This window comes from Pseudomonas sp. PDM13, from assembly GCF_025685765.1.
GTDB lineage: Bacteria > Pseudomonadota > Gammaproteobacteria > Pseudomonadales > Pseudomonadaceae > Metapseudomonas > Metapseudomonas solani.
In genome coordinates this window covers 1-14,014 of record NZ_JAOTQU010000025.1, presented here as the reverse complement: position 1 = coordinate 14,014, position 14,014 = coordinate 1, and the positions used below count along the sequence as shown (strand labels likewise).

General features: G+C 68.1%; 10 protein-coding genes. 3 read left to right on the top strand and 7 right to left on the bottom strand.

Annotated features, from left to right (window positions below):
* Complete coding sequence (locus tag OEJ36_RS23245; protein ID WP_263403545.1) at positions 1 to 1,986, bottom strand: TonB-dependent receptor plug domain-containing protein; 1,986 nt, start codon at positions 1,984 to 1,986, stop codon at positions 1 to 3.
* Between the two features lie 470 nt (positions 1,987 to 2,456).
* The gene (locus OEJ36_RS23240) at positions 2,457 to 3,110 is read right to left on the bottom strand and encodes a gamma-glutamylcyclotransferase (protein ID WP_263403544.1); all 654 of its coding nucleotides are present in this window, start codon (positions 3,108 to 3,110) and stop codon (positions 2,457 to 2,459) included.
* 436 nt (positions 3,111 to 3,546) lie between these two features.
* On the opposite strand from OEJ36_RS23240, the gene OEJ36_RS23235 reads away from it, so the two are divergent.
* The 3 genes from OEJ36_RS23235 (at position 3,547) to OEJ36_RS23225 (ending at position 6,189) form a co-directional block, all read left to right on the top strand.
* Complete coding sequence (locus tag OEJ36_RS23235) at positions 3,547 to 4,557, top strand: aliphatic sulfonate ABC transporter substrate-binding protein (RefSeq protein ID WP_263403543.1); 1,011 nt, start codon at positions 3,547 to 3,549, stop codon at positions 4,555 to 4,557.
* 79 nt (positions 4,558 to 4,636) lie between these two features.
* Complete coding sequence (locus tag OEJ36_RS23230) at positions 4,637 to 5,473, top strand: ABC transporter permease (RefSeq protein WP_263403542.1); 837 nt, start codon at positions 4,637 to 4,639, stop codon at positions 5,471 to 5,473.
* 2 nt (positions 5,474 to 5,475) lie between these two features.
* On the top strand, positions 5,476 to 6,189 hold the full coding sequence (locus tag OEJ36_RS23225) for an ABC transporter ATP-binding protein (protein ID WP_263403541.1): 714 nt from the start codon (positions 5,476 to 5,478) through the stop codon (positions 6,187 to 6,189).
* A 268-nt stretch (positions 6,190 to 6,457) separates the two neighbouring features.
* Here the strand turns inward: OEJ36_RS23225 and OEJ36_RS23220 are convergent, their stop codons facing one another.
* From OEJ36_RS23220 to OEJ36_RS23200, 5 genes are all read right to left on the bottom strand, one after another.
* Positions 6,458 to 7,582, bottom strand: coding sequence for a sigma-54 interaction domain-containing protein (locus OEJ36_RS23220; protein ID WP_043245788.1), 1,125 nt, complete (start codon positions 7,580 to 7,582; stop codon positions 6,458 to 6,460).
* On the bottom strand, positions 7,579 to 8,763 hold the full coding sequence (locus OEJ36_RS23215; protein WP_263403540.1) for an acyl-CoA dehydrogenase family protein: 1,185 nt from the start codon (positions 8,761 to 8,763) through the stop codon (positions 7,579 to 7,581). The genes OEJ36_RS23220 and OEJ36_RS23215 overlap by 4 nt, the downstream gene beginning before the upstream one ends.
* A 65-nt stretch (positions 8,764 to 8,828) precedes the next feature.
* Entirely contained in the window at positions 8,829 to 9,977 is a 1,149-nt protein-coding gene (ssuD, locus tag OEJ36_RS23210; RefSeq protein WP_263403539.1) for an FMNH2-dependent alkanesulfonate monooxygenase, read from the bottom strand.
* Positions 9,978 to 9,988: 11 nt separating this feature from the next.
* Positions 9,989 to 10,552 (bottom strand): FMN reductase, encoded by a 564-nt coding sequence (gene msuE, locus OEJ36_RS23205; RefSeq protein ID WP_263403538.1) that lies wholly within the window; start codon positions 10,550 to 10,552, stop codon positions 9,989 to 9,991.
* Positions 10,553 to 11,004: 452 nt separating this feature from the next.
* Positions 11,005 to 13,473 (bottom strand): TonB-dependent receptor plug domain-containing protein, encoded by a 2,469-nt coding sequence (locus OEJ36_RS23200; RefSeq protein WP_263403537.1) that lies wholly within the window; start codon positions 13,471 to 13,473, stop codon positions 11,005 to 11,007.
* Between the last annotated feature and the right edge of the window lie 541 nt (positions 13,474 to 14,014).

Sequence of the window (14,014 nt, the reverse complement as noted above, 5' to 3'; positions counted from 1 at the left end):
TCAGAACTCGTAGCGCAGGTTGGTGAAGTACTGGCGGCCGGCTTCGGCGTAGCCGTCGGACAGCTCGTAGTCCTCGTCGCCCAGGTTGCTCACCCCGGCCTCGACGCTCAGCTCACGGGTCAGCGCCAGGCTGGCCTTGAGGTCGACGCGGGTGAAGCTGGAGACCTTGGCGGTGTCCGAGGACCAGCGCTGGTCGGCGTGTTCGAGCATGGCGATCAGGTGCAGGCGCTCGATGGGCGCGAAGTCGGCCCAGAGGTTGAGCTTGTTGCGCGGGGTGTCGGTGAGGCGGGTGGAGGAGCTGAGGTTGCGCCGCTCCAGGTAGGTGTAGGCGAAGCCGGTTTCCAGCTGTTCGCCCAGTTCCTGGCGCAGGCTCAGCTCGACGCCTTCATGGCGCGCCTTGTTGATGTTCTGCATCTGGTCGCGGCCGGGCTGCACGTTGCGCACGCGCTGGATCAGGTCCTCGATCTCGCTGCGGAACAGCGCCGCTTCCAGCTGGCCGCCGGCCCAGGGCTGGCCCTGGTAGCCCAGCTCGTAGTGGGTGGCGTGCTCGGGGGCGAGGCCGGGGTTTTCGATGAAGGTGCCGAAGCGCAGGGAGTAGCGGTCCTTGAGCGTGGGCAGGCGGCTCTTGCGGGCGATGCTGGCGTAGAGGCGGTGGTCCGGCGTCGGGTCGAAGTAGAGCGCGCCCTGCCAGTTGTTGGCGTGCTGCTCGTCGGGCTTGGCGTAGACGTCGGCGTCCAGCGGCTTGAGGCTGTCGCGGCTGGCGCCGAGGGACAGGTGCCAGCGGTCGGCGAGGCGGATGGTGTCCTCCAGGGCGATGGAGGTGAGGCGGTCTTCCAGGCGCTTGGTGGTGCGTACGCCGTCGTCTTCCTCGTGGCGGTCCTGCTTGAGGGAGTACTGCACCTTGATCTGGTGGCCGTCGAGGCGGTCGCTCTGCAGCTGGATGGAGCCGCTGCGGCTGTGGTCGTCGTAGTTGCTGCTGCCGGTGCTGGAGAGTGACTGCGGGTTGTTGCCGCTGGTGGCCAGGCGCGTGTAGGTGGCGTTGGTGTAGCCGTCCAGGCCGTTGGCGTAGTGGTCGGCGAAGGCGCGCACGCGCAGGGTCTCGTAGTCGGTCAGGGCGTGGTTGCCGATGAAGTAGTAGCTCTCCTTGTCCCAGTACGGCCAGCGCCAGTAGCGCTGGGTGGCGGCCGGGTCGGTGCTCGGCGGCTGGCCTTTCTGGCCGTCCTGGCGCACGTAGCCGAAGGCGTACTCGTCGGTCTCGTTGGGGGTGAGTCCGATCTTCAGCGACTGCTTGCGGTCCTTGAAGTCGGAGTTCTCGCGCTTGTTGCCGTTCTCGCGGAGGGTCGGCTCGAAGTCGTCGGAGAGGCGGTAGTAGTCGGCTTCGTCCTGGGAGGCGGAGGCCTGCACGTACCAGCTGCCCTGGTTGCTGCCCAGGTTGACGCCACGGCGCAGCAGGCCGCTGCTGCCGGCGCCGAGGCTGACATCGCCCTCGAACTCGCTCACCGGCTTGCGCGTCACCAGGTTGATGGCGCCGCCCAGGGTGTTGGGGCCGTACAGGGTCGAGCTCATGCCCTTGGCCACCTGGATCGCCGCGAGGTCGCCGGTGGTGAAGCGGTCGAGGTCGACGTAGCCGTCATAGGGCACGTACACGGGGATGCCGTCGATGAAGATCGGCGCCTGGCGCGAGTCGAAGCCGCGCAGGCTGATGGTCCCCTCGTTGCGTGCGTTGGTGGAGGTGCTGACGCCGCTGAGCAGGCCCAGCGCCTCGGTGACGTTGTGGCGCTCGAAGCGCTGCATGTCGCGGGCGCTGACCGAGGAGGAGACCTGGTCGCCGAAGCCGTCGCTGCGGTTGGACGGCGCGCGGATCAGCAGCTCGCCGAGGCTGAATACCTGGCTTTCGGTCTGGCCGGCGGCCAGCAGCGGTGGGGCGAAGATGCCCGGTGTGAGAAGCCCCAGTGCCAGGCAGCGGGAGAGGATCTTGTCGTTCATGGATGCTCGCTATGTATTTTTGTATATAGCGATTGCCGTGACTTCTACAGGGTCGGTACGACCGGCAAACGCTTGAGCTCGGGGAATGCGACCGGCGTTGGCTGACCGGCCTTGCGCCGGGAGGGAAGGCCCGGCGAGCGACAGAGTAATCGAGCCGTTTGCGCAGCGCTATATATTTTTATGCATAACGGTTTCAGGGGAGAAAGGGCCGCGAAAACCGGGCCTTCTGGGGGGCTCGCCTGGGCGTCCGATCGCGAATGAATTCGCTCCCACAGTGCGGCGCTGCGCGCCGCTTGGCGACTGAAGTCGCCCCCTGCGAAGGCCCGGCACGGACATGACCGTCGTGTAGGGTGGATGGCGCTTTTTTCATCCACCAGGCGGAGTCGGGATCGGCACAGGCTTATGCCGGGGCCTCGCATTGATGGGTTTCGCGGAGCTCGCGGAACGCCGCCCGCCCCATCCTACGGTGATCACCCCAGACTCAAATTCCCCTGCTTGCAGCACCTCATCAACGCCGCTTCCAGCTTGCGATCCGGCATCGCATGGGCGCGCAGGCTGTTGACGGTCTTTTCCACGTAATCCCGGGTGGTGCCGTAGTGCCCGCAAGCCCCGGCGAAGACCTGGGTGAGCACGTGGTCCGGCAGGGCGCCGGCGTAGCAGGGGAGGTTGCGCCGCAGGACGAAGCCCAGGGCCTGCACGCGCTGGCCGTCCGCCAGGTGGCAGTTGAGCCAGCGCGGCTCGTAGCCGCCATCGGGCATTTCCCGTTGCCAGAGGGCGAAGAGGTGTTCGTGCAACTGCTCGTCGGGCAGGCGATAGGCGAAGCCGGCGCAGGAACCGCCGCGATCGAGGCCCAGCACCAGGCCGGGGGATTCCGGGGTGCCGCGGTGGATCTGCGACCAGAGGTAAAGCCCGCGGTGGTAACCGTGGATGCGCGCGCGGCGGGTTTCCACCGTGGGGCACTCGGGGCGCCAGATCAGCGAGCCGTAGGCGAACAGCCAGACCGGCCCGCCACGGTGGGCCTTCATCGTCGCTTCGAGGGAGGCCAGCAATTCACCGGGGGTCAACCGCACCGGCTGATCCAGCTGGGGCGGGTAGGGCGGGTGAATATCGTGCTGGACTGACATGGATGACGCGTATCTCTCGGTGGTGCGCGACGCTGCTGGGGCCGCGCCTTCGTTGTACCAGTTGCGGGGCCTGCGGAGGAACGGGCAATCGTCGCCTGGGCGTGATTTTTTCGTCGGCAAGGGCCGCTGTTGCTGCCGGGTCAGCTAAACACGCGCTTATCCCTGCTACAAAGGAATGAATAGCGATGCCTTGATAACCAGGGTGCATAAGCGAAAGGGGCAACTGTTGCTGGGCGAACAGGTGATCAGCAGGCTGTCGCTGCAGCGACAGTGGGGCGCTGCGGGGCACGTCGCCAAGCCCCGTGGGACGGGCACCGGGCCTGCTGGCACGAGTGCTGCAATATTCCTTGCAGAAAGCGAAAGCGTAGTCGGACCTTACTCGAAAGAATAAGCACGGCGCGCCGAGCCCACCCATCCAGCGGCAAGGAGCGACACCATGCACACCTTCACCTCGCGGGCCCGCAAGCCCGGCAAACTGGCCCGCTTGTTCGGCCTGCTCGGCGCCTCGGCGGCCCTCGCCTTCGGCCCCTCCGCCGCCCAGGCCGAAGCCCTGCCAAAGGAGCTGCGCCTCGACTACGCCTACTACTCGCCCACCAGCCTGGTGCTCAAGCACTTCGGCTGGCTGGAACAGGAGGTGGGCGCCGGCACCCAGGTCAGCTGGGTGCTCAGCCAGGGCAGCAACCGCTCGCTGGAATACCTCAACGGCGGCAGCATCGACTTCGCCTCCACCGCCGGCCTTGCCGCCGTGCTGAGCCGCGCCAACGGCAGCCCGATCAAGACGGTGTACATCGCCAGCCGCCCGGAATGGACCGCGCTCGCCGTGCGCAAGGACTCGCCCATCCAGAGCGTCGCCGACCTCAAGGGCAAGAAGATCGCCGCCACCAAGGGCACCGACCCCTACCTGTTCGCCCTGCGCAGCCTGGAGCAGGCCGGCCTGAGCAAGGACGACGTCGAGCTGGTGCACCTGCAGCACCCGGATGGCCGCGTGGCCCTGGAGAAGGGCGACGTCGACGCCTGGGCCGGCCTCGACCCGCACCTGGCCGCCAGCCAGGTGCAGGCCGGCTCGCGCATCCTCTACCGCAACGTCGCCTTCAACAGCTACGGCGTGCTCAGCGTCACCGAGCGCTTCGCCAAGGAGCACCCGCAGGCCATCGCCACCGTGCTCGGCGCCTACGAGAAAGCCCGCAAGTGGGCCCGGGAGAACCCCGAGGAGCTGGCCCAGCTGCTGGCCAAGGAATCCGGCCTGCCGCTGGAGGTGGCGCGCCTGCAACTGTCGCGCACCGACTTCTCCAACGCTCAGCCGGGCCCGGAGCACATCGCCGCACTCAAGGCCGCTGCGCCCATCCTGGTCACCGAGGAACTGGTGCGCCGTGGCGTGCAGGTCGAGCAGGTGGTGGACCAGCTGATCGACCCGGCCTTCAGCGCCCAGGCCATCGCCAGGCAGTGATCCGCACGTCCGCCGGGGTGTGCGCAAGCCGCCCCGGCATTGGCGCCTGCGGGACCACCCCGGCGCCGGGAGCAGAGACATGAGCAAGAGCAAGACCCTGCCGGCGCTCGCCGTCGGCCCCTGGAAACCGACCTTCTCCGGCGTTGCCTTGCGGCGGCGCCTCAAGGGCCTGGCGATCCCGCTGCTGGCCCTCACCCTGCTGGAGGTGCTGGTGCGCATCGGCTGGGTGCCGTCCTACCAGATGCCCGCGCCCAGCGAGATCTTCCTCACCCTGCGCGACCTCGCCACCGGCTCCCTGTGGAGCCACATAGGCGTCAGCCTGGCGCGGGTGGCGGCGGGCTTCGCCATCGGCGCGGTGCTGGCCCTGGGCGTTGCCGCCTGGGTTGGCCTGAGCCGCGAGGCCGAGGCCTATCTCGAACCCACCTTCGCTGCCCTGCGCGCCATCCCCAGCCTGGCCTGGGTGCCCTTGCTGCTGCTCTGGCTGGGCATCGACGAAACCTCCAAGGTGGTGCTGATCGCCATCGGCGCCTTCTTCCCGGTCTACCTCAACGGCGTGGCGGCGATCCGCAACATCGACCGCAAGCTGGTGGAGGTGGGGCAGATGTACGGCTTCGGCCCGGCGCGCCTGGCCTGGCGCATCCTCCTGCCGGCGGCCTTGCCGGGGCTGTTCACCGGCCTGCGCAGCGGCCTCAGCCTGGCCTGGATGTTCCTCGTCGCCGCCGAGCTGATCGCCGCCACCAAGGGCCTGGGCTACCTGCTCACCGACGGCCGCGAAACCTCGCGACCCGACCTGGTGCTGGCCTCGATCATCGTCCTGGCGTTGCTGGGCAAACTCAGCGACGGCCTGCTGGCGGCGCTGGAAACACGGCTGCTGGCCTGGCGTGACGCCTTCGCCGGCCAGGGCGGGGAGGGTTGAACATGAGTGACGCATTGCTGGATATCCAGGTCGAGCGCAAGCAGTTCGCCGGCCACACCGTGCTGCAGAACGTGCAGTTGAAGCTGCAGGCGCGGGAGGTGGTCAGCCTGCTCGGCCCCAGTGGCTGCGGCAAGAGCACCCTGCTGCGCATCGTCGCCGGGCTGGAGCGCGACTACGTCGGGCGCACCCTGCGCGGCGAGGGCGAGGTGGCCTTCGTGTTCCAGGAGCCGAGGCTGATGCCCTGGCTGACGGTGGCGCAGAACATCGGCTTCGCCGACGACCGTGGCTATGACCGCGAGCGCGTGGCGCGGCTGATCCGCGAAGTCGGCCTGGAGGGCTTTGCCGACGCCTTGCCCAAGCAGCTTTCCGGCGGCATGGCGCAACGCGTGGCCATCGCCCGTGGCCTCTATTCGCGGCCCCGCGTGCTGCTGCTGGACGAGCCCTTCAGCGCGGTGGACGCCTTCACCCGCATGAAGCTGCAGGACCTGCTGCTGCAACTGGCGGAGCGCCATGCCATCGCCCTGCTGCTGGTGACCCACGACATCGACGAGGCGCTCTACCTGGGCGACCGCGTGCTGGTGATGGGCGCCCGCCCGGGCAACGTGCGCCAGGAACTCGCCGTGCCCCTGCCGCGCCCCCGCGACCGGCGTGACCCGGAGCTGGCACGGCTCAAGGCCGAGGCACTGACCGAGCTGCATCTGGCGCATGTGATTTGAGGAGGGGGCCGGGCTTGGCAGCCCTTCGGGCTGCTTGGCGACTGAAGTCGCCCCTACAGGTCGCTCCTTGTGACCACCCGCTTCGGTCCACCCACAATCGCGGATGAATCCGCTCCCACGACAGCACGCTCGGGTGTTTGTGTAGGGGCGAATTCATTCGCCCAGCGGTGCGCAGCGCCGCCACCCTGTGGGAGCGAATTCATTCGCGATGGGAGCATCCCGAAACATGGCAACGCACCGGCTGCATGAGCCGGGCGTTGCCGGGTGGCTAGACGGTGAGCTGCACCACCCGCTCGCCATCGATTCGGGCGTCGTTGCCGCGGCGGTTGACCACCAGTTCGCCGATGGCGATCAGGCGGCTGCGGGTGACGTTGCGGCTGAGGCCGAGCAGGTTGGCGGTGTGCACCTGGTTGCAGTGGCAGTGGCGGTAGGCGGCGCGCAGCAGGGCGTCTTCGACCTTCTGGTGCAGGTCGCCGCCCTGTTCCTCGAACAGGCGCTGGAAGGCGTGGAGCATCTGCGCCTCGGCCGAGCCGTCGTGGCCGCGGGGTTCTTCCGGGCGTTCGATGCGCAGGTTGGAAAGGTGCAGGTCGTCGGCCTGGATCACGCCGTCGCGGCAGATCAGCAGGGTGTGGTGGATGACGTTCTCCAGCTCGCGGATGTTGCCGGGCCAGGAGTAGGTGCGCAGCTTCTGTGCGGCCTCGGGGCTGAGCTCGCTCTGGCCGTAGCCCAGGCGGCGGCTGTATTCGCCGATGAAGTGCCGGGTCAGCGGCAGGATGTCGCCGGGGCGCTCGCGCAGCGGCGAGAGTTCCAGGCTGACGACGTTGAGGCGGTAGTAGAGGTCTTCGCGGAAGTGCCCGGCGTTGATCGCCTTTTCTAGTTGCACGTTGGTGGCGGCGAGCACGCGCACGTCGATGGGGATGCTGCTGCGCGAGCCCAGGCGCACCACCTCGCGCTCCTGCAGCACCCGCAGCAGCTTGACCTGGATGGGCATGGGCAGGTCGCCGATCTCGTCGAGGAACAGCGTGCCGCCGTTGGCCGCTTCGAACCAGCCGGCCTTGGCCGCCAGGGCGCCGGTGAAGGCGCCTTTCTCGTGGCCGAACAGCTCGGCCTCCACCAGCGATTCGGAAAAAGCCCCGCAGTTGACCGCCACGAAGGGGCCGTCGCGGCGCGCGCTGAGGTTGTGGATGTGGCGGGCCACCAGCTCCTTGCCGGTGCCGGTCTCGCCGATCACCAGCACGCTGGCCTCGCTTGGCGCCACCTGCTGCAGGTGTTCGAGCAGGGCCTGGGATTTCGGGTCCTCGAACACCTGGGCGGTGGCACGCACCGAGGTGGCCAGGGCCGGGGAGGGGGGCAGGGTGAGCAGGCCGGAGCCGTTCGGACGGGGTGCTTTCATGAGTAGAAGGTCGGCTGTGGCAGGTTCTGGTTCAGGGCCCAGTCGCCCAGCTCGCGGACCTTGTAGTCCACCGGGTCGTGCAGGGTCTGGGTGCGCAGGTTGCGCCAGTAGCGGTCCAGGCGCAGGGCGGCGTGGGTGGAGCGGGCGCCGGTGACCTCGAACATGCGGTTGCACAGTTCCAGGCCGTTGCGGGTGGTGGCGACCTTGGCGGTGGCGATGGCCAGGGCCAGCTCGCCGCGCTGCGCCTCGCCCAGGGCGGTGCCCTGGTTCCAGGCGGCGTCCAGCAGCTGGTTGGCGCGCTGGATCAGCGCGCGGGCGCTTTCCAGGCCCACCCAGAAGTCGCCGTAGCGGGCCAGCACGTAGGGGTCTTCGCTGGCGCTTTCGACACCGGAGCGGAACCAGGGGCGGGCTTCGCGCAGGGTGTAGGCGCGGGCTTCCTCGAAGGCGCCCTCGGCGATGCCGAGGAAGATGTTGCTGAAGATCAGCTGGGCGATCAGCGGGCGCAGGCAGGCGAAGGGCGTGCTCAGCGGGCCGGGCTCCAGCAGCAGTTCGTTCTCCTCCACCCGCACCCGTTCGAAGGTGGCGCTGCCGCTGTCGGTCTGGCGCTGGCCCATGTTGTCCCAGTCTTCGGCCAGGCTGATGCCGCTGCGGGCGGTGGGGATGGCGGCGATCAGCAGCTTGCCGCTTTCTTCGTCGAGGCCGGAGGCGATCAGCATCTGCGAATCCAGGGCGCCGGAGCAGAAACTCTTCTTGCCGGAGAATTCGCGGTAGCCGTTGAAGCGACGCACCGTGGTGCGGGTGTCCAGCGGGTTGAGGGCATTGCCCCAGAACCAGCGGTTGCGTGCGGTGAGTTCGAACCAGGGCTGCCACTGCTCGGGGCGGGAGAACAGGCGCACGGTGGCCAGCATCAGGTGCTGGAAGGCGAAGACGTGGGCGATGGAGCTGTCGACCCGGGCGAACTCGCGGACCACGGCGAGGGTGGTCTGCCAGTCGGCGCCGAGGCCGCCGTATTCGCCGGGGATCACCAGCGACAGCAGGCCGCTCTGACGGATGGCGTCGCGCTCGGCCTTGGGGGTGCCGCCCTGGGCGTCGCGTTCGGCGGCGCTGACGGCGAAGCCGGCGGCCAGCTCGCGGGCGATCTGCAGCGGCGTGGGGGTGGCGAGATGCTGAGGGGCATTCACGCTCGGGTCCTCTTCTGATGGGGGCTTGTCGGGTGCGCCCCTCCGCACGGGGAGGGGCGGGCGGTTCAGTGGGCGGCGACCTTGGTCGGCAGCACGTCGTTGGCGATCATTTCGCCGAAGGGCCCGGTGAGGTTGGTGACGCCCCGGCCGGCGAGGCTGGCGTAGGGCTCGGGCAGCAGCGGGAACACCAGCTCGGCGAAGCGGTAGGCCTCTTCCAGGTGCGGGTAGCCGGAGAAGATGAAGCTTTCGATACCCAGGTCCGCGTACTCCTTGATGCGCTCGGCCACCTGCTGCGGGTCGCCCACCAGCGCGGTGCCGGCACCGCCGCGTACCAGGCCGACGCCGGCCCAGAGGTTGGGGGCGATCTCCAGGTTGTCGCGGCGGCCGTTGTGCAGCGCGGCCATGCGCCGCTGGCCTTCGGAGTCGAAGCGCGAGAAGGAATTCTGCGCCGCCTCGATGGTCTCGTCGCTGATGTGCTCGATCAGCTTGCTGGCGGCTTGCCAGGCCTCGTCGGCGGTCTCGCGGACGATCACGTGCAGGCGGATGCCGAACTTCACCGTGCGGCCATTGCGGGCGGCGCGCTCGCGCACGTCGGCGATCTTCTCGGCCACGGCGGCCGGTGGTTCGCCCCAGGTCAGGTAGACGTCCACCTGCTCGCCGGCGAGGTCGTGGGCGGCGTCGGAGGAGCCGCCGAAATACAGCGGCGGGTAGGGCTTCTGGATCGGCGGGTAGAGCGCCTTGGCGTTCTGCACCTGCAGGTGCTTGCCCTCGAAGTCCACCGACTCGCCCTGCAGCACGCGACGCCAGATGCGCAGGAATTCGTCGGTCACTTCATAGCGCTCGGCGTGGCTGAGGTGGATGCCGTCGCCACGGTTTTCGTCCGGGTCGCCGCCGGTCACCACGTTGATCAGCAGGCGGCCGCCGGAGAGGCGGTCGAGGGTGGCGGCCATGCGTGCGGAGACGGTGGGCGAGATGATCCCGGGGCGGATCGCCACCAGGTAGCGCAGGCGCTCGGTCAGCGGCGCCAGGGCCGAGGCGACCACCCAGGAGTCCTCGCAGGAGCGGCCGGTGGGGATCAGCACGCCGTAGTAGCCGAGGCTGTCGGCGGCCTGGGCCACCTGCTTGAGGTAGGGCAGCGACACCGGGCGTGCGCCCTGGCTGGTACCGAGGAAGTGGCCGTCGCCGTGGGTGGGGAGGAACCAGAACACGTTCATGGGGCTGTCCTTCAGGCGATCTTCTTGAGGGCGTCGGCGCGGCTGCCGAAGAGGCTGGCGGCACGGTCGGCGGCCAGGGTGATACGGGCCTTCAGCGGCTCGCTGGTGACCTGGTAATCGACGAAGTCGGCCTCGGAGGCGTAGACGCCGATGGGCAGGGTGAGGGCCTGGAAGAAGCTGAACAGCGGGCGCAGCTGGTGGTCGATGACCAGCGCGTGGCGCTCGCTGCCACCGGTGGCGGCGAGCAGCACCGGGGTGTCGATCAGGGCGTTCATGTCGATCAGGTCGAACAGGTGCTTGAACTGGCCCGGGTAGGAGCCCCGGTAGACAGGCGCTGCCACCACCAGCAGGTCGGCGGTCTCGATGGCGCGCAGCTCGTGCTCGACGGTTTCCGGCAGCTCCTTGCGCGACAGCGCGCCGCCGACGGGGCGGGCGATATCGCCGAGTTCGATGATGCGCACGTTGACCGGCAGGTGCTTGCCCAGCTCGGCCACCAGGGCCTGGGTCAGCACCAGGGTGCGCGAGGGGCGGAAGGTGCCGCCGGAGACGGCGACCACGTTGATGGCGTTGCTCATGGGGTTGTCCCTTGTGATGTTGCGCTATGTACAGAGGGACAGAGCAAGGGCCGTACCAAGAGCCGAAGTGTGCGGAAACAGGGCAGTTGGGCGGGTTGGCCGCAGGAAAACCTGCCAGGTGGGCAACACTTCTGCTGATCGGGTGTTGCTGTGGAAACACTTTGCGGGGTTGCGGGCATCGCGAATGAATGGCGGCGTAGGCCGGGTGAAACCCGATGCCCTTGCACGTGGCCATCGCGAATGAATTCGCTCCTACAGGGATGGAGCAGGGGGCTGTGTAGGGTGGAGGTCGCTTTTTACCTCCTCCGTGCGGCGTTCGGGGCGACGTCGGCAGCATGGGTTTCGCTGCGCTCTACGCCATCCTACGGGTGCTCCTTGCGGGGTGGGTGGTTGGGGGGGGCGAATGAGTTCGCCTCTAAAGGAAGGGCCCCGCGTGGGGCCCTTGCGTTGGGTCAGAAGTCGTAGCTGACGCTGGTGTAGTAGAACGCTCCTTGGGCGCCTTCGGGGGAGGTGATGCTGTACTTGGAGACGCCGTAGAGCTGCGCGCCTTCGAGCTTGTCGGGGTGGCTGTCGAAGAGGTTGATCGCGCCCACCGAGACCTTGAGCCCCTGCTGGAAGCTGTAGCTGAGGTCGAGGTCGGTCACCCATTGCGCGCTGAAGGTCTGGTCCAGGGCCGGGTTGCTGGCGTTGAGCGACTTCCATTCGCCGTAGCGGCGCTGCGCCAGGGTCAGGCCCCAGCCCTCGTAGAGCCAGTTGGCGCTGAGGGTGAGCTTGTCGTCCGGGGTGCCTTCCTCGATCAGGCCCTGGGTGTTGCGCCCGACGATCTGCGAGCCGCGGATGCTGCCGACGTCGCGCAGCTTGGTGATCTCGGTGCGGTTGCGGCTGTAGCCGGCGCTGAGGTTGAGGCGCCCAGCCTGTTCCAGGTCCCACTGGTAGTTGCCGGTGAACTCGATGCCGCGGGTGCGGGTGTCGGCGACGTTGGTGTAGAAGGCCGCGCTCTGGATGTTGGCGTAGGGCGTGCCGGCGAAGATCGGCCCGACCACGGTGGCGGGCAGCTGGTCGGACAGGGTGATGCGGTTCTCGATGTCGATGCGGTAGGCGTCGACGGTGAAGGAGGCGTTGTCCAGCGGCCGCCAGACCAGGCCCAGGGAGTAGTTGGTGGACTCCTCCGGCTTCAGCGCCTTGCCGCCCAGCAGCCGGGCCTCGGCGCTGTCGGCGCGCAGGGTGCGTTGCTGCACCTCCACCCAGTTGCCACTGCCCGAGGGCTGCTCGACCACCTGCACGCTGAACGACGACAGGCCGCTCTGCACCAGGGACGGTGCGCGGTAGCCGGTGCTGGCGGTGGCGCGGGCGGCGACCTGGGGGGTGAAGTCGTAGCGCAGCGAGAGCTTGCCGTTGGTGGTGTCGCCGAAGTCCGAGTAGTGCTCGGTGCGCGCGGCGATGCCGGCCTGGAACTGCTCGGTGACCTGGCCTTCGACGTCGAGGTAGGCGCCCCAGACCTTGCGTTCCAGGGACACGGCGTCGACGTTGGTGATGCCCGAGTAGTAGCCGGGGATGCGCCGGCCGGTGACCGGGTCGAGGGTGTTGAACAGCGCGCCGTTCTGCCAGCCGGCCGCCTCGCCCGCGCTGAGCTCGTAGTTCTCCTTGCGCCAGGCGAGGCCGGCGGAAAGGGTCAGCGGCTTGTACAGCAGGTCGGTGGGGAAGTCGCGGGTCCAGTCCAGGGTCAGGTTGGTCTGGTCGGCCTCGCGCTCGCCGGTGTAGATCTTCTCCGGGCTGCTGGCGCCCCAACTGGGGTTGATGGCGTTGCGGTCGGTGGATTTCACCGAGTTGTCGCCGTGGTTGAGGGCCAGGTCGAATTTGCCCAGGACCTCGTCCTCGTAGCGCAGGCCGCCGGTCGCCGCGTAGTCCTCCAGGGTGTAGCGGGTGATGGGGATGCGCCCATCGGGGAAGCGCGCCAGGGCCACGCTGCCGTAGTTGTTGCGCAGGGCGGTGGGCGGATCGAAGAAGCTTTCCGCGTCGGTGTTCTTGTGGGCGTAGCTGGCGAAGCCGTAGGCGGTCAGGCCCTGGCCCAGGCCGATCTCGCTGTTGAGGGTGAAGTTGTACTGGTCGGAGACGTTGCCCGAGCCCCAGCGCCAGGTGCGGTTGGGGTTGTTCTGCTCCAGGGGCGTATTGATGCTGGTGGAGCCGGGGTAGAACAGGCGGTTGTCCGGGTTGGTGTCGCTGGCCGGGTCCTGGCTGCCGGCGTCGAAGGCGAGGGTGACGAAGCCGTCGTTGGGCAGGGCGAAGCCCTTCCAGCCACTGAGCTTGCGCTGCAGGCCGTCGCCCTTGTCGTAGCCGCCGAAGCGGTAACCGATGTTGCCGCCGTCGTCCTTCTCCTTGAGCACGATGTTGATCACCCCGGCGATGGCGTCCGAGCCGTACTGGGCGGCGGCGCCGTCGCGGAGGATTTCCACGCGCTGGATGGCCGCCAGGGGGATCAGGCTGAGGTCCACTGCCGCCGCGCCACGGCCGTTGACCAGGCCCTGGCGGGTAACGTTGGCGCTGGTGTGGCGACGCTTGCCATTGACCAGCACCAGCACCTGGTCGGAGGCCAGCCCGCGCAGCGAGGCGCCCTGGGCGATGGAGCCGGAGAAGGCACCCTGGGGCGCCTGCGGGAAGCTGAAGGACGGCGACAGCGCGGTGAGGGCGCCGGAAAGGTCCTGGGCGCCGGTCTCCTGCAATTGTTCGCCGCTGAGCACATCCACCGGTGCGGCGCTTTCCAGTGCGGTGAGGTCGCTGCGGCGGGTGCCGACCACCACCACTGTGTCCAGGCGTTCGCCGTTGGCGGTGGGTTTTGTGGCGGATTCTGCGGCGAGGCCGGGAAGTGCAAGGCTGCTGGTGGCCAGGGCGATGGCGCTGGCCAGAAGGGAAGGACGGTACATCTGGTTTACCCCTGTTCAGGAAGGACGTATTGGCGTTTCTCGTTTCCCGGGCGCTTATGGGTTTTCCCTTCCTGCGCCTCTTTCTCCGTTCCTCCAGAGCAACGGTTGTGCCAGGGGTTGCGTGGTTTTTCGTTTATTTAAAATCCAGTTGAATCAATGGGTTATGGCTTGTTTTGGGGCGGTGTTGCGGCCCTTGCACGGGGGCTGCTGGAGGCGCAACAGCGGACCCGCAACGGGGCAGCAATGGGCGGCATGGGTAGGGCGAGTGAAACCCGCGTGTGGCGCGTGCATGGGCGTCGGGTTTCACCCGACCTACGGAAATGGATTGGCTCTATCTGCGTTAAGTGTTGCTAGAAGAATTGAGCCCAGCTGATTGCCGAGTTTTGTTGGTGCTTCTGGTTTCGCCCACCCGGGCGAGTCCCTTTTCTCAGTCGCCAGAAAAGGAACCAAAAGGGCTTGCCCCATCATCCGGCCCCGGCTTCGCCGGGGTTCCCTCACTCCATCGCCGTTACTCGCTACGCTCGCCCTTCGGGCCGCACTG